This is a genomic window from Bradyrhizobium sp. DOA1 (assembly GCF_001593325.1).
Lineage (GTDB): Bacteria > Pseudomonadota > Alphaproteobacteria > Rhizobiales > Xanthobacteraceae > Bradyrhizobium.
Genome location: NZ_JXJM01000001.1, coordinates 6,552,834 through 6,572,195, shown reverse-complemented (window position 1 = coordinate 6,572,195; position 19,362 = coordinate 6,552,834). Strand labels below are relative to the sequence as shown.

Annotated in this window: 17 protein-coding genes and 1 pseudogene; 17 read left to right on the top strand and 1 reads right to left on the bottom strand. The window is 65.3% G+C overall.

Annotated elements, in window-relative coordinates:
* From SE91_RS30395 to SE91_RS30370, 6 genes are all read left to right on the top strand, one after another.
* Positions 1-621 (top strand): tetratricopeptide repeat protein (locus tag SE91_RS30395; protein WP_156489861.1); only part of this gene is annotated, 621 nt, incomplete at its 5' end.
* Positions 622-765: 144 nt separating this feature from the next.
* Entirely contained in the window at positions 766-1,437 is a 672-nt protein-coding gene (locus SE91_RS30390) for an OmpA family protein (protein WP_061850280.1), read from the top strand.
* Positions 1,438-1,595: 158 nt separating this feature from the next.
* Positions 1,596-2,525: an RND family efflux transporter gene (locus tag SE91_RS30385; protein WP_060734543.1), complete on the top strand. Its 930-nt coding sequence runs from the start codon at positions 1,596-1,598 to the stop codon at positions 2,523-2,525.
* Positions 2,525-5,677, top strand: a complete 3,153-nt coding sequence (locus tag SE91_RS30380) for an efflux RND transporter permease subunit (protein WP_060734544.1) — start codon at positions 2,525-2,527, stop codon at positions 5,675-5,677. Before SE91_RS30385 ends, SE91_RS30380 begins: the two co-directional genes overlap by 1 nt.
* Before the next feature lie 67 nt (positions 5,678-5,744).
* Complete coding sequence (locus SE91_RS30375; RefSeq protein ID WP_061850279.1) at positions 5,745-5,984, top strand: DUF433 domain-containing protein; 240 nt, start codon at positions 5,745-5,747, stop codon at positions 5,982-5,984.
* Entirely contained in the window at positions 5,981-6,346 is a 366-nt protein-coding gene (locus SE91_RS30370) for a DUF5615 family PIN-like protein (protein WP_061850278.1), read from the top strand. The genes SE91_RS30375 and SE91_RS30370 overlap by 4 nt, the downstream gene beginning before the upstream one ends.
* Positions 6,347-6,349: 3 nt before the next feature.
* On the opposite strand, the gene SE91_RS30365 is transcribed toward SE91_RS30370, so the two are convergent.
* On the bottom strand, positions 6,350-7,024 hold the full coding sequence (locus SE91_RS30365) for a Crp/Fnr family transcriptional regulator (RefSeq protein ID WP_061850277.1): 675 nt from the start codon (positions 7,022-7,024) through the stop codon (positions 6,350-6,352).
* A 233-nt stretch (positions 7,025-7,257) separates the two neighbouring features.
* Here SE91_RS30365 and SE91_RS30360 point away from each other — a divergent pair, with 233 nt between their 5' ends.
* The 11 genes and pseudogenes from SE91_RS30360 to SE91_RS30310 form a co-directional block, all read left to right on the top strand.
* Positions 7,258-9,312, top strand: coding sequence for an AsmA family protein (locus tag SE91_RS30360; protein ID WP_061850276.1), 2,055 nt, complete (start codon positions 7,258-7,260; stop codon positions 9,310-9,312).
* A gap of 178 nt (positions 9,313-9,490) precedes the next feature.
* Positions 9,491-11,938 (top strand): adenylate/guanylate cyclase domain-containing protein, encoded by a 2,448-nt coding sequence (locus SE91_RS30355; RefSeq protein ID WP_061850275.1) that lies wholly within the window; start codon positions 9,491-9,493, stop codon positions 11,936-11,938.
* A gap of 260 nt (positions 11,939-12,198) precedes the next feature.
* Positions 12,199-13,026, top strand: a complete 828-nt coding sequence (locus SE91_RS30350) for a hypothetical protein (protein WP_245318568.1) — start codon at positions 12,199-12,201, stop codon at positions 13,024-13,026.
* Between the two features lie 123 nt (positions 13,027-13,149).
* On the top strand, positions 13,150-13,857 hold the full coding sequence (locus SE91_RS30345) for a GntR family transcriptional regulator (RefSeq protein ID WP_245318567.1): 708 nt from the start codon (positions 13,150-13,152) through the stop codon (positions 13,855-13,857).
* 49 nt (positions 13,858-13,906) lie between these two features.
* Complete coding sequence (locus SE91_RS30340; protein ID WP_061850272.1) at positions 13,907-14,869, top strand: ABC transporter substrate-binding protein; 963 nt, start codon at positions 13,907-13,909, stop codon at positions 14,867-14,869.
* 5 nt (positions 14,870-14,874) lie between these two features.
* On the top strand, positions 14,875-15,630 hold the full coding sequence (locus tag SE91_RS30335) for an ABC transporter permease (protein ID WP_061850271.1): 756 nt from the start codon (positions 14,875-14,877) through the stop codon (positions 15,628-15,630).
* Entirely contained in the window at positions 15,609-16,415 is an 807-nt protein-coding gene (locus SE91_RS30330) for an ABC transporter ATP-binding protein (protein ID WP_061850270.1), read from the top strand. Before SE91_RS30335 ends, SE91_RS30330 begins: the two co-directional genes overlap by 22 nt.
* Positions 16,416-16,422: 7 nt before the next feature.
* Complete coding sequence (locus SE91_RS30325) at positions 16,423-17,232, top strand: ABC transporter permease (RefSeq protein ID WP_061850269.1); 810 nt, start codon at positions 16,423-16,425, stop codon at positions 17,230-17,232.
* Positions 17,233-17,241: 9 nt separating this feature from the next.
* The gene (locus tag SE91_RS30320; protein WP_061850268.1) at positions 17,242-17,901 is read left to right on the top strand and encodes a polysaccharide deacetylase family protein; all 660 of its coding nucleotides are present in this window, start codon (positions 17,242-17,244) and stop codon (positions 17,899-17,901) included.
* Between the two features lie 3 nt (positions 17,902-17,904).
* Entirely contained in the window at positions 17,905-18,774 is an 870-nt protein-coding gene (locus SE91_RS30315; protein ID WP_061850267.1) for a fumarylacetoacetate hydrolase family protein, read from the top strand.
* Between the two features lie 36 nt (positions 18,775-18,810).
* Positions 18,811-19,362: pseudogene (locus SE91_RS30310) on the top strand (5-methyltetrahydropteroyltriglutamate--homocysteine methyltransferase); the annotation flags it as partial.

Sequence of the window (19,362 nt, the reverse complement as noted above, 5' to 3'; positions counted from 1 at the left end):
GTGCCAGCCCCTTCGCCGAAGCCGCAGGTCGAGGCTGCCCTGCCGCCTCCGCCGCCGCCCGTGAAGCCGGTTGATCCCGCTCCGGCGCCGAGCGCGGACAGCGGGCCGAGCGCGGCCGTGCTGGCCGACGACCCCACGATCAAGAGCCTGACGGCCAAGATCGCCGCGAATCCTGACGACGTGAACGCGCTATACCGGCGTGGACAGGTCTATGCCAGCAAGGGCGCCTACAACCTCGCGATCAAGGATTTCGACGATACGCTCCGGATCAATTCGAAGGACGTCGAGGCGCTGAACAACCGGTGCTGGACTCGCACCGTGGTCGGCGATCTCCAGGCCGCGCTGAAAGATTGCAACGAGGCGCTGCGGCTGCGGCCGAACTTCGTCGACGCGCTGGACAGCCGGGGGCTCGTCAATCTGAAGTCGGGAGCGGTCAAGAACGCCATCGCTGATTTCGACGCGGCCCTGAAGATCAATCCGCGCCTGACCTCCTCGCTCTACGGGCGCGGCCTCGCCAAGCAGCGCAACGGTTCCGCCCAGGAAGGGGCGCTGGACATTGCCAATGCCAAGGCGATGGACCCGAACATCGTTCAGGAATTCGCAAGTTACGGAGTCCGTTGATTTTTTTGGGCTGAAGCAATTGGGGCTTTCGAACCTTAAGCTGCCCACGGAAGACTAATGGGCGGATGCTACAGGCGGCGCTTTTCGAGGGCCGCTTGCAGGAATTTGGAAACACGCGATCTGGCTGCGCAGGAGGGACTGGCTATGAGATTGGCTGCAAGGGGACTGACCGCGATCCTGTCCATCATCACCATCGGCGCCGCTCTGTCGCTGCCGGCCTCGTCCGCCTTCGCGGGCGACGAAAGCAACAGCAAGAACGTCACTGAGGACGAGATCCTCCGCGCGCTCGCTCCGCCGGCGAAGAAGCCCCTGACCCGCGGGCTCTCGATCGCCCCGCCGGCCGAGCCCGCGCCGAGCGCGACCGAGACCAAGCTGATCCAGTCCGTCCGTGGCCGCTCGACGCGCTCGCTGTCGTCGACCGAGCGCGAGGAGATCGCCTTGGCTGCCAAGGACAAGCCGAACATCGATCTCGAGATTACGTTCGACTACAATTCCGCCAATATCAGCGCGAAGTCGATGCCCTCCGTGCAGGCGCTTGGCCGCGCGTTGACCAGCCCCGACCTGAAGGGTTCGACCTTCGTGGTCGCGGGTCACACCGACGCTGCCGGCGGCGAAGCCTACAACCAGGACCTGTCGGAGCGTCGTGCGGATTCGATCAAGCGCTACCTCGTCGACAAGTACAGCATCTCGGCCACCGATCTCGTCACCGTCGGCTATGGCAAGAGCAAGCTGAAGAACCCCAGCCAGCCGCTGGCGGAGGTCAATCGCCGCGTGCAGGTCGTCAACATGGAAAACAAGACCACCGCATCGAAGTGAGCACGACGCAATCCTTTGCAGTGACGAGTCGTGATGCGGTGTAAAATCTCGCTTCAAAAGCGCGTCCCGCAGCCGTGCGGGACGCCGCTTTATTTCAGGGAAACGCTCTCGATGGGCCTCGCGCGGATGGCCGTGAGCCAGGCCAGGATGATCCGGCGATGAAATTCACCGAATATCTCAAGCCTGCCGGAACCGTGGTGTTCGTCGTTGCAGTCGGCATCGGCTATTATCTTTTCGAGCATCGGCGTCGCCCCGAGCCGAAGGAGACGCCGGGCGAGGCGCTCGTCATTGTGACGAAGTCGACCAATGCCTGCTTCTCCGACCTCGTGCGCGTGACGGGATTTTTCGTGCCGCGTCGCGAGGCGGTCGTGGTTGCCGACCAGGAAGGATCCAGGGTTACGGATCTCCTCGTCACCGAGGGTGCGGTCGTCACCGACAACCAGGAGCTAGCGCGTCTGACCCCGCCGCCGCAGATTCCGGGCCAGCCGCAGCGACCCGGCCCGCAAGGCCCGATTTCGTTGAAGGCGCCCGCGCCGGGTCTCATCACCGAGGTCCGCACCATCGTCGGAGCGCCGGCTTCCCCTCAGGCCGGCCCGATGTTTCGCATCGCCGTCAACAACGAGATCGAACTCGATGCCCAGGTCCCGGCGGTGCACATGACCAAGCTCAATCCCGGCGCGACCGTGCGCATCAGCCGCGACGACGCACCCGATTTGATTGGGCGGGTCCGGCTGGTTGCCCCCGAAATCGACCGCACGACCCAGCTCGGGCGCGTCCGCATCAGCGTCACCAACAATCCCTCGCTGAAGGTCGGCGTATTCGCCCGGGCCTCCATCGACGCCAAGCGCAGCTGCGGCGTCTCGATCCCCAAGACCGCGATCGACCATCTCACCGTGCAGGTCGTCAAGGGCAATGTCGTCGAGACGCGCAAGGTACGGGTCGGGCTGTCGTCCGACACGGCCACGGAAATCCTGGAAGGGCTCGAGGTCGGCGAAATCGTCGTCGCCGATGCCGGCTCTTCGCTCCATGACGGCGACCATATCAAAACCATGTTCGCCGATGAACTCGATCGCACGCGGGTACGCTGATGGCTCTCAATATCTCGGCATGGTCGATCCGCAATCCGCTGCCGTCGGTCGTCTTCTCGATCATCCTCCTGGTTCTCGGGTGGGTCTCCTTCACCAAGCTCGCGGTGACGCGGCTGCCGTCGGCCGACATTCCCGTGATCTCGGTCGTGGTCTCGCAATTCGGCGCGGCGCCCGCCGAACTTGAATCGCAGGTCACCAAGACGGTCGAAGACGCCGTCTCCGGCGTCGAGGGCGTGCGGCACATCACCTCCTCGATCACCGACGGCGTGTCGGTCACCACGATCCAGTTCGCGCTGGAGACCAACACCGACCGCGCGCTCAACGACATCAAGGATGCGGTAACGCGCGTGCGCTCCAATTTGCCGCAGAACGTCACCGAGCCGCTGATCCAGCGCGTCGACGTGATCGGCCTGCCGATCGTCACCTATGCCGCGATTTCGCCCGGCAAGACGCCGGAGCAGCTCTCCTATTTCGTCGACGACGTGGTCAAGCGCGCGCTGCAAGGCGTCCGCGGCGTCGCCCAGGTCGAGCGTATCGGCGGTGTCGAGCGCGAGATCCTGGTCTCGCTCGACCCGGACCGGTTGCAGGCCATGGGGTTGACGGCGGTCAATGTCAGCCAGAGCCTGCGCGGCACCAATGTCGACGTCGCCGGCGGCCGTGCCGAGATCGGCAAGAACGACCAGGCGATCCGCACGCTCGCAGGCGCCAAGACGCTGGGCGACCTTGCCGGCACGATGATCCCGCTATTCGGTGGCGGTGAGGTCCGGCTCGACGATCTCGGTACCGTCACCGACACCATCGCCGACCGCCGCACCTTCGCCCGCTTCAACGGCGAGCCCATCGTCGCGCTCGGCATCAAGCGCTCCAAGGGCGCCAGCGACGTGAAGGTGGCTGAGGCCGTGCAGAAGCGCATCGACGCGCTCAAGGCCGCCTATCCCGACGTCGACCTGAAGGTGATCGACACCTCGGTCGAATACACCAACGGCAATTATCACGCGGCGATTTCGACCCTGTTCGAAGGCGCCATCCTCGCCGTCATCATCGTGCTATTGTTCCTGCGCGACCTGCGCGCCACGATCATCGCCGCGGTCTCGCTGCCGCTGTCGATCTTCCCGGCATTCTGGGCGATGGACCTGCTTGGCTTCTCGCTGAACCTCGTCAGCTTTCTCGCCATCACGCTGTCGACGGGCATCCTCGTCGACGACGCCATCGTCGAGATCGAAAACATCGTCCGGCACATGAACATGGGCAAGTCGCCCTATCGCGCCGCACTCGAAGCCGCTGACGAGATCGGCCTCGCGGTGATCGCGATTTCGCTGACGATCATCGCAATCTTCGCGCCCGCGAGCTTCATGTCGGGCATCGCCGGACAATTCTTCAAGCAATTCGGCATCACCGTCTCGGTGCAAGTGTTCTTCTCGCTGCTCGCGGCGCGCTTCGTCACGCCTGTGCTCGCCGCCTATTTCCTCAAACACGGCCAACACGAAGAACCGCCACCAGGCCGCGTGCTCCGAGCCTACCATGGGATCGTGGCCTGGTCGGTGAAACACTACTTCATCACGGTGTTGGTCGGCCTCGGCGTCTTCGCCGCCTCGATCTGGAGCATCACGCTGCTGCCGCAGGGCTTCCTGCCGGCGCAGGACAGTGCCCGCTCGCTGCTCGCTCTCGAGCTGCCGCCGGGCACTCAGCTCGCCTACACCGAAAAGGTCACCGAGGACATCGTCGCGCGCCTGCGCAAGCGTCCCGAGGTGAAGAGTATCTTCGTCGACGGCGGGCGAGTTCCGCCGGGGACCCAGGAGGTCCGGCGCGCATCTCTGATCATCAACTACACGCCCAAGGACGACCGCGACATTACCCAGCGCGAGCTCGAATTCTCGATCAGCCAGGAGCTGGAGAACATTCCCGACATCCGCTTCTGGTTCCTCGACGAAAACGGCCTGCGCGCCATCTCGCTGGTCGTGACCGGCGTCGACGCCAACATCGTCAACAATTTCGCGAGCGAGCTCGCCACGCAGATGAAGCGGATTCCGACCATCTCAAACGTGATCTCGGAAACCACGCTGGAGCGGCCCGAGCTGCGGATCGAGCCGAGAGCCGATCTCGCCGCACGGCTTGGAGTCTCGACCGAAAGCCTGTCGCAGACCATCCGCGTCGCCACCATCGGCGACGTCGGTCCCGCACTCGCCAAGTTCGACGTCGGCGATCGCCTGGTGCCGATCCGTGTCCAGCTCGAGGATGCCGCGCGCGGCAATCTCAAGACGCTCGAGCAACTCCGCGTGCCGCTGGGCGAGCGCGGTGAGAAGGGCGGCGTGCCGCTCTCGGTCATCGCCGACGTCAAGCTCGATCAGGGGCCGACCAGCATCAACCGCTACGATCGTGAACGGCAAGCGACCGTCGCCGCCGATCTCGTCGGCTCTGCCGCGCTCGGCGACGCCACCAAGAAAATCAACGACCTGCCGGTGATGAAGAGCCGGCCGAAGGGCGTGAAGGTCTCGCCCTCCGGCGATGCGGAAAGCCTCAACGAACTGTCTGACGGCTTCGCGACCGCGATCACGGCGGGCCTGATGATGGTCTATGCCGTGCTGGTGCTGCTGTTCGGCACCTTCCTCCAGCCGATCACCATCCTGTTCTCGCTGCCGCTCTCGATCGGCGGCGCGATCGCGGCTCTGCTCCTCACCGGCAAGCAGCTCACGACGCCGGTGTGGATCGGCATCCTGATGCTGATGGGCATCGTCACCAAGAACGCGATCATGCTGGTGGAGTTCGCCATCGAGGCCATCAAGGCCGGCAAGCCTCGCGAGGAGGCCATGATCGATGCCGGCATGAAACGCGCCCGCCCGATCGTGATGACCACGATCGCGATGGCCGCGGGCATGATCCCGAGCGCGCTCGCGGTCGGCGCCGGCGGCGAGTTCCGCTCGCCGATGGCGCTCGCGGTGATCGGCGGCCTGATCTTCTCGACCATCCTGTCACTGGTGTTCGTGCCCGCGATGTTCATGGTGATGGACGATTTGGGCGCCCTGATCTGGCGCTTCGCCAAGCGCCTGATCGTGCACAGCGAAGATGCCGAGATTGATGGCCATCACGCAACGGCGGGCACAACGCCGGCGAACGCCGCGCCGACGAACGTCGCGCGGCCCGCGGCGGAGTAGGATCTGAGGCAAGACGGCGGCGGATCCCGCACTGGCGAAAGCCGGCCGTGCGAGCTATATTGTGTTTATGAACTTCACGCGCATCACGATCGATCCTGCGGTCTGCACCGGTAAGCCCTGCATTCGCGGGCTGCGGTTTCCGGTCGCGCGGCTGCTCGGCTTATTGGCGGCCGGTGAGACCCGCGATTCAGTCCTCAATGAATATCCCTATCTCGAACGCGAAGACATCGATGAAGCGCTGCGTTATGCCGCTTTCCTAGCAGAGGATGAGGCTGTCGAGCTGCACCCTGCAGTTCCGGCGAAGTGAAATTCTTGATCGATATGCCGCTCTCGCCAGCGCTATCGCGCTGGCTCGCGGAGTCGGGGCATGACGCCGTCCATGCTTCCGCGATCGGGCTTCACGCTGCCAGTGACGTTGACATTGTCGATTATTCCAGGCGGGAAGCGCGCACCATCATTACGGCAGACCTAGGCTATCCGCGGCTCATTGCGACTGCAGGCAGCGACGGCCCAAGCCTCATTCTATTCCGAGGTGGTGACTGGGCAGAAGCGGCCGTCCGATTCCGATTGGCAGAGGTCTTATCCGTGCTGACCGAGGACGAGATTCAGAGCAGCATCGTCACCGTTGATCGGGATCGCGTCCGCCGGCGCAGGCTTCCGGTCGGTTGATCGCTACTCGTTCCGTGCGATCGCCGTCAGCTTGGTCATGTTGCGCAGCAGGATGCGGCCGCGCTGGAGATCCAGGATCGCCTCCTTGCGCCAGGCCTGAAGCTGGCGGTTGACGCTTTCGCGGGCGGCGCCGACGAAGACGCCCAGTTGCTCCTGCGAGATGTGCACCTCGGAACCGAAATCGGCGGCGAGCGCGCAGAGCCGCCGGGCCAGACGCACCGGCAGCGGTTGCAGCATGGACTCTTCCATGCGCTCGCTCTGCCACCGGATGCGCTGACACAGCAGCGCGATGATCTTGATCGCGACCTTCGGCTCGCGCTCGAGGAAGCCGAGGAAATCCTCGCGCCGCAGCACGAACAGCTCGCTGGCCTCGCCCGCGGTCGCATCCGCCGTGCGGCTCTGGCCGTCCAGCACCGCGACCTCTCCGAACAGGTCGCCCGGGCCCATGAAGTTCAGCGTCAGCCGGCTGCCGTCGGAGGCGCCGGTCTCGATGCGGACCTGGCCGCGGCGCACGCCGAACAGCGCGTTGCCGGGATCGCCCTTCTGGAACAGCACCTCGCCATTGCCCAGATGCTGGGTGTGGCAGAGGCTGGACAATCGCTGGAGCTCGTCCGCGCCGAGATCCGCGAACATCGCATTCATCTTCAGGATGACCGCAAATTCGGCCTGCTTGCTCATTTCAATGTCCTGTCAATTTGGTCGTGAATGCCCTTGGCAAATCGCTTGGAACCATCAACATCAGGATCGCTTAAAACCACGCCGGGGAAGTGTGTCATAAGTCACATAACTTTGCAGCACCCCAAGACTATTTTTGCGCGCTTGGAGCCGCTTCCCGTCCCGGGATAAACTCACGAGTAAAAGACGGGCAATCTGCCGGGTTGCAGCCCATTGTCCGCCGCTGGGAAGTCGAGATGAGAGCACTGAGGTTCGTCGGCGCGGCACTGGCCGTCGTCATCGTCGTGATCGCAATCCTGCTGGTGATCGGGATCCCCTCCGGCTTCCTGACCTCGACGATTGCCTCGCGGGTCGAGAGCGCAACGGGCTATCGCCTGTCGGTCGACGGCACCACGAAAATCAGCCTGTGGCCGACGCTGAAGGTCACCCTGAACGATCTCACGCTGCAAGACCCGAAGGACCGTAACGGCCTCACGCGCCTGACGGTTGACAGCGTGCAGGCCGACATGTCGCTCTCCAGCGTATGGTCGGGCCGTCCTGAGATCAGCGAGCTCGTCGTCACCCATCCCGTGCTCTACCAGCCGTTGCTGCGTGAGCGCCTGCCGAATGCCGGCACCGCAGCGAGGCCGCGCACGATCGACACCGGTGGTGCGATCATCGACCAGATCAAGATCATCGACGGCGAGGTCGCATTTGCGCGCGTGCGCGACCGCATCGAGGGCCGCATCAGCGCCATCAATGCCGATGCCGTCGTCGGCCGAGACCGCAAGGTGAACATCACCGCCACCGCGCGCGTTGGTGAGCACCCGACCAAGTTCGACATCAAGGCTACGACGCCGGCCGCGCCGGGCGAGCGGCAGGCGATTCCAGTTGATTTCGCCATCGACATGCCCAGCGTGCTGAAGTCCCAGCTCGCGGGACATGCCGAGATGCGGATGAACGGCGACGTCGTGATGATCAACGGCGTGAACGGCAGGCTCGGCGATGGAACGTTCAACGGCTGGGCGTCGGTCGACGTCGCCAGCAAGCCTCTGGTCAAGGTCGATCTCGACTTCCAGCGGCTCGCGATCCCGCTGGCGAAATCGCCGCAGGGTACGTCCGGCCAGCCCTGGAGCAATGCGCCGATCGACGTCTCCGGGCTCAATTATGTCGATGCGCAGGTGCGGATCTCCGCGAACGAGGCCGTGATCGGCGATGCGCGCATCGCGCCGCTCGCGCTCGAGGCCAAGCTCGCCGGCGGCGTGCTGAAGGCGGGCACCGCCAATCTTGGCGCCTATGGCGGCCAGATCTCGGGCGAGGTGATCCTGGATGCGACCACTGGTGCGCCGAGCTTTGCCATGCATTCCGACCTCGTTGGCGTGCGCGCGCTGCCGTTGCTTCAAGGACTTGCCGAATTCGACCGCATCGACGGCAAGCTGCAGGCCAAGCTCGCGTTGCGCAGCGCCGGCACCAGCCAGCGCGCGCTGATGGCGAACATGCAGGGCACGGCCTTCGTCAATTTCCAGGACGGCGCGATCCGCGGCATCAACGTCGCGCAGATGATCCGCTCGCTGACGACGAGCACGCTGTCCGGCTGGCAGGAAAACCAGAACCCGAGCCCGGAGCAGAGCACGGACCTGTCGCAGCTCTCGGCCTCCTTCCGTATCGACAAGGGCCAGGCGGTGACGACCGATCTCAATCTGATCGGGCCACTGGTGCGGGTGACCGGCGCCGGCACCATCGCGCTCGATACCAAGATGATGGGTTTTCGCGTCGAGCCAAAGCTCGTGATGACGACCGAAGGCCAGGGCCGCACCTCCGATCCGGTCGGCTTCGGCATTCCTGTGATGATCCAGGGCAGCTGGTCGCAACCGCGGATCTATCCTGACATGGCCGGCATGCTGGATAATCCGGACGCCGCCTATGCCAAGCTCCGCGAGATGGGCAAGGGCCTGTTCGGCCCTGACGGTGCTGGCCTCGGCAACATTCTGGGCAACCTCGGTCTCGGCGGCACCCCCGCACCGGGCGCCGGCAGCGCCAATCCGCAAGGTCAGCAGCCGGGACAGAACAATTTGCTCGGTGGCCCCCTGGGCGAGGCCCTCGGCAACCTGATCCAGCAGGGCCTTTCCAGCGGAACGGGGGCAGGCGCCAGCCCCGGCACTGGGACGGGCCGCAGCCGCAGCCTGCCGGCAACGCCATCGACGCCGGCCCCGCAGGCCTCCCCGGCACCCCCGGTTCAGGACGACGCGTCGATGGCGCAGCAGGACAGTCAGCCAATGAACGACGTCCTGCGGCAGCTCTTCAATCGGTGATCGGCAAGCCCCGCGTTGATCCCTCGCGGCCCTTCCTTTGCATCGCCTCACACCGGGTAACCACGACAGCGGGCCCGGCCGGCGTTTGACAATCCCCCGGCCCAAACTGTGGTAGAAGGCTCGAAAGGGCCGTACGGCCCATAGCGCGCAGCGTCAGTGGCGGCGCGAGAGGATCGGGATGGCAGGAGCGAACGACAAGACACGATCTCTGCGCGGGGGCCTGTTCGCCAAATACGTCGTCTCCCTCGTCGGCCTTGTCGTGTTCGTTCTGGCCGTCAACGGCGCGATGGAGACCTGGATCTCCTACCGCGCCACAAGGACGCAGCTGACCGACGGGCTCGAGGACAGGGCGCAAGGCGCCGCCCGTCGCATCGAGCAGTCGATCTCGGAGCTCGAGCGCCAGATCAGCTGGGTGACGCGGGCGAGCCAGGACACGCTCGAGAAGCGCCGCGCCGACTATGCCTCGCTGCTGCACCAGGTCTCGGTCGTCAACCAGCTGTTCCAGCTCAACGGCGACGGCCGCGAGGTGCTGCGCGTCTCGCGCCAGTCGACCACGACCGGGAGCAATTCCGACCTTTCCCGCGACATGCGCTTCACCGACGCGGTCGCGCGCGGCGTCAGCTACGCGCCGGCCTGGTTCGCCGACCAGACACCGTACATGGCGATCTCGGTGGCGCATTCCGGTTTCAACGCCGGCGTCACTGTCGCAGAGATCGATCTCGGCTTCCTGTCCGAGCTTCTGTCGGATGCCCAGGTCGGCAAGGCGGCCTTTGCCTATGTGGTCGATCCGCGCGGCCGCGTGCTGGCGACGTCCTCTAGAGGGCCCGAGGTCGGCAAGGACCTGTCGAAGCTGCCGCAGGTCGCGGCCTTGATTGCACCCGGCGGCGAGCCCGACACCTCGGGCACCGACTTCAACGGCCATTCGGTGATGAGCGCGGCGAGCACGGTGCCCAAGCTCGGCTGGAGCGTGCTGTTCGAGCAGCCGACCACGCAGGCCCTGATGCCGATCCGCGACCAGCTGGTGCGGATCGCGCTGCTGATCGGCATGGGCCTGATGGTCGCGATCCTCGCCGGCACGCTGCTCGCCCGCCGTATGATCATCCCGATCACGGCGCTGCGCGACGGCGCGCACAAGCTCGGCGAGGGCGATTTCAGCCACCGCATCGACGTGCACACCTCGGACGAGCTGGAAGACCTCGCCGGCCAGTTCAACCGCATGGCCGACCAGATCCAGGAGACCTATTCGAACCTGGAGACCAAGGTCGAGGAGCGCACCCGCGATCTCGCGCAGTCGATCCACGAGCTCAAGGTGCTGGAAGAGGTCGGCCGCGCCGTCGCCTCCTCGCTCGATCTCAACGCCGTGCTGCCGACGATCGCGTCGCGCGCCATCGAGATCACCCATGCCGATGCCGTGCTGATCTACGGCCATGACGCGCAACGGCACTGCTTCAATCTGGTCGAGGCCAACGGCATCGACAAATCGGCCGAGGGGGCGCACGTCACCATCGCGGAAGGCGCGAACATCCTGAGCGACGCTGCGGCGAGCGGCGCGCCGATCGCGCTGGCCGATCTCGACGAGGCCGCCGAGCAACCGCTGCGCGACGTCGCCATCAATGCCGGCTTCCATTCGGTGCTGGTGGTGCCGCTGGTCGACCAGCAGGGCACGCTGGGCTCGCTGGTGGTGCTGCGCCGTGCCGGCGGCGCGTTCGCGCCCAGCATCATCGGCCTGATGCGCACCTTCGCCAACCAGGCCGTGCTGGCGATGCGCAATGCGCGCCTGTTCACCGAGGTCGACCACAAGGGCCGCGAGCTCGAGGCCGCGAACGAGACCGTGCGTGCCCAGGCCGACAAGCTCAAGCAGCAGACCGAGCAGCTCAAGGACTGGAACAAGTCGCTGGAGGAGCGCGTCAGGACCCAGCTCGGTGAGATCGAGCGCATCCGCAAGCTCGAGCGCTTCCTGGCGCCGCAGGTGGCGCAGCTGATCGCCTCCTCCGACAGCCCCGAGGGGCTGCTGACCAGCCAGCGCCGCGAGGTCACCGTGGTGTTCTGCGATCTGCGCGGCTTCACCGCCTTCACGGAGGCGACCGAGCCGGAAGAGGCGATGAACGTGCTGCGCGAATATCACGTCGCGCTCGGCAAGCTGATCTTCAAATACGAGGGCACGCTCGACAAATATGCCGGCGACGGCGTGATGGTGCTGTTCAACGCGCCGATCCAGTTCGAGGACCACACCAAGCGCGCCGTGAAGATGGCGATGGAGATGCGCGACACCATCGGCCCCCTGACCGAGCGCTGGCGCAATCGCGGCCACAGCCTGGGGTTCGGCATTGGCATCGCGCTCGGCTATGCCACGCTCGGCCAGGTCGGCTTCGAGCAGCGGCTGGAATATGCCGCGATCGGCAGCGTCACCAACCTCGCCTCCCGCCTCTGCGGCGAAGCCAAGGCCGGCCAAGTCGTGGTCAGCCGCCGCGTCTACGGCATGGTCGAGCCGTGGGTCGAGGCCCGCGCCCTCGACGATCTCCAGCTCAAGGGCTTCAATCACCCCGTGCTGGCGATGGAGATCTTGAGCTGGCGCGAGGAGGTGGACAATGTGGTGGATGCCGCTGCGGCACGGCGGCGGGGGTAGTCGAAACAAAAGGCACGAAAACAACCCCATGCACAGTAGGCGAGTGCTGCGGGATCAATGACTTACGCGGGCGCCGCGTGAGCACTCGTGTCGTTTGACACGTCGGGCAAAATACCGGGAGAGGGGCATCTCTCCCACGTCCCTATCCGAACCACATCCCGTCTCCCCGCGACCAACCCTCGCCTCAACGGCGAGGCCTTAAGTCCGTATGGAGACCACCCGTGGCGTTTGCCTTACCTTCGCGTGCTTATGATTTGCAGATGCTGGATCGTCCCGTGGACCGGGCGCGCGACCAGGGCTGGGTGTATGGGCTGCCGCCGGGCATCAGGAGCGAACAATGGCCGTTCGATCCGGTCAGCGGGTATCCGCTGATGCACGGCTTCACGCTTCTTCTGCCGGAGGATTACCGCGTGCATGGCCCTGATATCGTCGCGGCGTCGTTCTTTGCCACCGCGCCCGATCACAATGACGGCGGCGCGCCCGACGACCCCGAGGTCCGCGAGGCCGTGATGGCGATGCCTGCACATCCGCGGCTGTCGCGGATGACCGATATTCTCGACTACGAATATGCCGCGCTGCTGCTGACCAGGGCCGAATATGAGGGACCGTTCGCGCCGCCGCCCGCGCCGCTTGCGCTCGCCACCGCCGAGCGGCCGCGCTGGCTCGATGTCGGCGGCGCCAGTGCGTTCTACGAGGCCGCCGCGCCTTACGCCCGGAAGATGTTCGCCGCGCCGCCGCGCGCCGATCTCCGCGAGACCCGCGCGATCGCCATGACGCCCCGCGCGAACGATCCCAATGCCGGCAAGGGCCCGCAGGACGAGCACACCCGCAAGAACCCGCCGACCGGCTATCAATCGTACTATCATTTCGCCGGCGAGGTGGTGAACGGCGACAATTATCGCCAGCACGACTGGGCCAAGGACCACGCTCCCAACCATCTCGGTGGCACCATGCGGCCTTGCCAGGCCGTGCCGGAGATGAGCCCGTTCTACATTGAGTTCGAGGAATATTTTGGCGGCTACAATTTCGGGGGCGGCAACGCGCAGCTCGACTTCAAGGATATGAAGTTCGACTGGGCGTGCGGCTGATCCCGACGAGCGTGCGGCCGCCACCACGGCACAACCCGCGGTCTAAAAATCGAAAATCGATTTTTTGTTGACCGAGCGGCGATGCCTTGCGATCATCGCCCAATGGGTCCGCTCCAGTTTGATATGTCCGGCAACCCGGGCGACGGTCCGCGCAGCCTGACTTCGGCGCTGCACGAGCGGCTGCGCGCCGACATCCTGGCGGCGCGGCTGATGCCGGCTCAAAAGCTGCATATCGCCGGGCTCGCCAAGCAGTTTTCGGTGAGCCTTGCCGCCGTCCGCGAGGCGCTGTCGCGGCTCGTCGCCGACGGTCTCGTGCAGGCGTCGGACCAGCGCGGCTTCCGCGTCAGCCCGGTGTCGCTCGCCGATCTCGCCGACGTCACCCAGACCCGGATCGACATCGAAGGGCTCGCGCTGCGACGGTCGATCGAGCGCGGCGATGAAGCCTGGCTCGCCTCGGTGAAATCGACCTGGGCGGCTCTGAAAGCCGTCCCGTATCATTACCCCGACGATCCGACCGTGCATTACGAGGAATGGGTGATCCGTCACCGCATCTTCCATCGTGCGCTGGTCAACGCCTGCGGCTCGCCATGGCTGCTTGGCTTCCGCGACGTGTTGCACGAGCAAAGCGAGCGCTATCGCCGTCTGTCGATCCGCCGCGAGCCCGGGGTCAAGCCGCGCGACGTCGAGGCCGAACACGAGGCGATCGTCGGGGCCGTGATGAAGCGCGATGCGGATGCGGCAGTTCGCGCCTTGTCAGAGCATTTCGGCACCACCAAGGAATTCGTCGAGCTCGCCGCCTCGCGCATTGCGGAGGTGAGCCGCACGACCTGACGATCCCCAGACATTCGGCATAAAAAAAGACAGACCGGGAGGAAACAGAATGAAGATCAATCGCCGTCATGCGTTCATGTCGCTCGTTGCCGCAGCTATCCTGGCCGGCCCTGCGAGCGCCGCCGACACCATCCGCGTCGGCCTGCCCACGAAGACCTACTGGCCGACGACGATCGCCGAGACGGCGGTGCGCCAAAAGCTGTTCGAGAAGGAGGGCATCAAGGCCGAGCTGACGATCTATCGTAGTGGCGCGGAGACCTTCGAGGGCATGGCAGCGGGCGCGGCCGACATCATTCTCGATCCGCCGTCGCTGGTCTCCGCCGGGCGCAAGAAGGGCGTGATGTCGCGCATCGTCGCCAATGCCGCGATGGGCAATTTCGGCTGGCAGTTGATGGTGCCGACGAAATCCACGCTCGACGTCAAGGACCTCAACGGCAAGAAGGTGGCGATCACCGCGGCCGGTTCGGGCTCGGACCTGCTCGCGCTGTGGACCATCCAGGACAAGAAGATCGATTTCACGCGCGTCCCCGTCGGCGGCGGCGGCTTGGTGCCGAACCTGTTGGCCGGCAATGTCGATGCCGCCGTGGTCTATTCGCCGCTGAGCTTCCAGATCTCGAAGTCCGGCGAAGCCAAGACCATCCTCGACTACGCGACCGCGGTTCCGCCGAACCTCACCGCGGGCTGGATCGTGCTCGACAAATTCGCGGAGGCCAAGCCGCAGCTGGTGCAGAAGGCTGTCAACGCGCTCTACGGCGCGGTCGCGTTCATGCGCGCCAACCGCGACGTCACGGTCAAGCTGATCGCCGAGCTCTACGAAATGCCGCCGGAGATCGCCGCCCTCGAATACGACAACACCATCATGAAGCTCGAGACCAGCGGCGACATGGGCGCGGCGAATGTGAGTGCGGCCGTGCAACTGTCGCTCGATCTGGCCAAGCTCGGCGGGCTCAAGGACATCGTGCCGGTCGAGGACGTGATCTCGACCAAGTTCAAGCCAGTTCCGACCAAGTAGCCGCGATGCAGAGCCCGCTCGCCGTCAACCTCGTGCGGATCGCGATCATCGTCGCGGTCCTGGCGCTGTGGGAGATGCTGTCGCGCACCGGCATCGTCAATCCGCGTCTGCTGCCGCCGGCATCCGACACCTTCGTGACGCTCGGCGACCTCCTGCAGCGCGCGGCCGTGCAGAAGGACCTGATGGTCACTGCGACCGAAGTGCTGACGGCGTTTGCGCTGGCCGTGCCGTTCGGCGCGTTGATCGGCTATCTGGTCGCGGAGAATCGTTACTTCGCCGATGTCGCCAAGCCGCTGCTGTTCTTCGCGTTCAGCATCCCGAAATCGATCTTCCTGCCGATGTTCATCCTGGTGTTCGGCGTCGGCTTCGCCCAGAAGGTCGGATTCGGCTTCTTCTCCACCATCTTCATCGTGATCATGTCGACCACGACGGCGGTGGAGTCGGTCAAGGTCGAGCATCTCACGGTGGCGCGCTCCTATGGCGCGACGCCATGGCAGACCGCGTTCCGGGTCTATCTGCCGAGCATGCTGCCGGTGCTGCTGGAAGCGCTGCGGATCTCCATGATCTTCAATCTCACCGGCGTCATCCTTGCCGAGATGTACGCTTCGCGCGACGGCATCGGTCACCAGATCGCGACTTGGGGCGAGAATTTCCAGATGAAGCAGCTCCTCGCCGGCGTCGTGATGGTCGCCGCGATCGCCATGACCTTCAACGAACTTGTCAGATGGGTGGAAACGCGATGCAGCCATTGGCGAACGTGACCACTTTGAAGCCCGCCGCGCGTGCCGGCGCGATCGAGGTGAAGAATGTCGGCCAGGTCTTCAAGACCCGGTCGCAGGACGTCGTCGCGCTGCAGGACGTCTCGCTCGAGGTCAAGCCCGGCCGCTTCGTCGTGCTGGTGGGCCCTAGCGGCTGCGGCAAGTCGACCCTTCTGATGATGATGGCGGGCCTGCGCCAGCAGACTGCGGGCACCATCACCATCAGCGGTGCGCCGATCCCGCAGCCCGACCCCGACAGGGTCGGCGTGGTGTTCCAGGAGGCCAGTTTGTTTCCTTGGTTGACCGCCGAGGACAATGTCGAGTTTCCGCTGGCGCTGCGCGGCGTGCCCAAGGCCGAGCGCCGCGCCAAGGCGCAGGATGCGCTCAAGCTGGTCGGGCTCGACGGGTTTGGCAAGCGTCATCCGCATGAACTTTCGGGCGGCATGAAGCAGCGTGTCTCGATCGCGCGCGGCCTGGTGCAGGACCCTCCGGTGCTGCTGATGGACGAGCCGTTCGCAGCGCTCGACGAGCAGACGCGAATGACCATGGGCGACGAGCTGCTGCGGATCTGGGCAGCGACCGGCAAAACGGTCGTCTTCGTCACGCACAGTCTCACCGAAGCTGTCTATCTCGCTGACGAGGTGATCGTGATGTCGGCGCGGCCCGGCCGGATCGTGGACCATCTTCAGGTGCAGCTGCCGCGGCCGCGCACCTACGAAATGCTCAGCGGCGATGCCTTCGGCAGCCTGCGCGACCGCATCTGGCGGCATATCCGCAAATCGGCATGAGGCGGGGATGAGCGCCAGGATCAGCGCAAAGACGCTGCGACATCTGATCGTGATCGGCTTGATCGCGTTGTGGGAGCTGCTGCCCCGCAGCGGGCTCATCGCCGAACTGTTCCTGCCCTCGCTGTCGTCGACCTTGATGGCGGGCTGGACAGACGCGGGTGAATACGGCCATGCGCTTGCGGTCACGCTCTACGAGATCGTGGTCTCCATGGCGTTTGCCTGCGGCGGCGGCATCCTGCTCGGCGCCATCGTCGGCAGCCTGCCCGGTCCGCGCATCCTGATCATGCCGATGGTGTCGAGCCTCTACGCGGTGCCACTGGTGATCCTCTATCCCGTTTTCACGGTATGGCTCGGCATCGGCTCGGAGTCCAAGATCGCGTTCGCCTCGATCTACGGCTTCCTGCCGACGATGCTCGCGACCGCCGCCGGTATCCAGACCATCGACCCGCAGCTCCTGCTCGCGGCCCGCAGCATGGGCGCAACGCTGAGCCAGCGGCTGGTCCGTGTCATCATCCCGGCGGCGATCCCGACAGTACTGTCCGGCCTGCGTGTCGGCGGCGCGCTGGTGATCGTCGGCGTCGTCGTCTCGGAGATGCTGATCTCCTCGGCCGGCATCGGTTATCTGATCTCGCGCTACCGCACCATCCTCGACAGCGCGCATGTGTTTGCGGGCGTGCTGCTCGTGCTGTTCCTCGCGATCGGCTTCAACGCCGTGATCCGGTGGATCGAGCGCAAGGCGGCGATCTGGCAGACCGGCACCCGCGGCGGCCAGGCCAATGACGATGTCGCGCAGGGCGCGATGCAGCCCGCGACCTGAGGTAACGGCGTGTACGACCTGACCCTGACATTCGACAACGGTCCCGACCCTGACGTGACGCCGCGCGTGCTCGACATCCTCGGCGAGCGCAGCATCAAGACCACCTTCTTCGTCATCGGCGAGAAGCTTGCCGATCCCGAGCGGCGCGGACCTGCGGAGCGAGCCCATCGTGAGGGTCACTGGATAGGCAATCACACCTTTACGCACAGCATTCCGCTCGGCGAGCAATCCGGGCGCGACGCCGCAGAGGTTGAGATCGGCCGCACGCAGGATGCGATCGGCGACCTCGCGCATCCGCAACGTTGGTTTCGGCCGTTCGGCGGCGGCGGCAATCTGGACAAGCGGCTGCTCAAGCCGTCCGTGGTCGACTATCTCGTCCGCAAACAGCATAGCTGCGTGCTGTGGAACTCCATTCCGCGCGACTGGGACGACCCCGACGGCTGGACCGAGCGCGCGCTCGACCAGTGCAGCCGGCAGCCCTGGACGCTGATGGTGCTGCACGACCTGCCGACCGGCGCGATGGCGCATCTGGAACGCTTTATCGATCGTGCCAGCGCCGCCGGCGCACGTTTCCGCCAGGATTTCCCGCCGCCATGCGTTCCGATCCGCCAAGGCGAGATCGCGCTTCCGATCGACGACTATGTTTCCTCCATCGAAGAGAGTGTCTGACCGATGAAAGTCGCAAGCTTCACCATCGCGGCCACGGCGAGCTATGGCATCGTCACCGACAAGGGTGTCATCGACGCCGGCAAGCGCCTGAAGGCCTATCCGACGCTGAAGGCGCTGCTGGCGAAGGGTTCGCTCGACGAGTTGAAGAAGCTCGCCGCCGAAAAGCCGGACTACGCGCTGCAGGATGTCGTCCTACTGCCGACGGTGCCCGATCCCGACAAGATCTTCTGCATCGGCGTCAACTACGCCACGCATCTCGCCGAAAGCGGCCATGCGACGCCGGCGCATCCGATGATCTTCACCCGGTTCGCCAACAGCCAGGTCGGCCACGGTCAGCCGATGATCCGGCCGCTGGAATCCGAGCGCTTCGACTACGAGGGCGAGATGGCCGTCATCATCGGCAAGGCCGGCCGCCGCATCTCGCGTGAAGGCGCGCTCAGCCACGTTGCCGGCTATGCCTGCTACAATGACGGCAGCATCCGCGACTGGCAGCGCCACACCTCCCAATTCGCGCCCGGCAAGAATTTTGCCGGCACCGGCGGCTTCGGGCCGTGGATGGTCACGACCGACGAGTTGACCGATGTCAGCAAGCAGACGCTGATCACCCGGCTCAACGGCGTCGAGGTGCAGAAGGCGCCGATCTCCGATCTCGTCTTCGACGTGCCGGCCCTGATCGCCTACTGCTCGACCTTTACCGAGCTCGTGCCCGGCGACGTGATCGTGACCGGCACGACCGGCGGCGTCGGCGCCTATCGCACGCCACCGCTGTGGATGAAGGGCGGCGACGTCGTCGAAATCGAGATCTCCGGCATCGGTATCCTGCGCAACCCTGTCAAGGACGAGGAATCGGCCGCGACAACGCGCGCGGCCTGAACTGCCGCGTTGAACAACAAGAAGAAGGAGACCCCCATGCCCATGCCAAGCCACATCCTGCCAACCACCGTGGTCGGCAGCTATCCGCAGCCGGAATGGCTGGTGAATCGCGCCATGCTGTCGAAGGTGGTGCCGCGCACCCGCCTGCATGACATGTGGCGGCTGCCGGCGGAGCATCTGGAGGAAGCCCAGGACGATGCCACCATCGTCGCGATCCGTGACATGGAGCGCGCCGGCATCGACATCGTGACCGACGGCGAAATCCGCCGCGAGAGCTACTCCAATCGCTTCGCCACCGCGCTCGACGGCATCGACGGGGACAATCCCGCGATGATCGTGGCGCGCACCGGCAATACGCAAACGCCGGTGCCGCGCGTCGTCGGCCCCGTTAGGCGCAAAGGCCCGGTCGAGCTGCATGACATGCAGTTCCTGCGCAAGAACACGGAACGTGCGGCGAAGATCACGCTTCCCGGCCCGTTCACGATGAGCCAGCAGGCCAAGAACGAGTTCTACAAGGACGAGGAAGAGCTCGCGATGGCTCTCGCCGAGGCCGTCAACGCCGAGGCGCTCGATCTGCAGAAGGCCGGC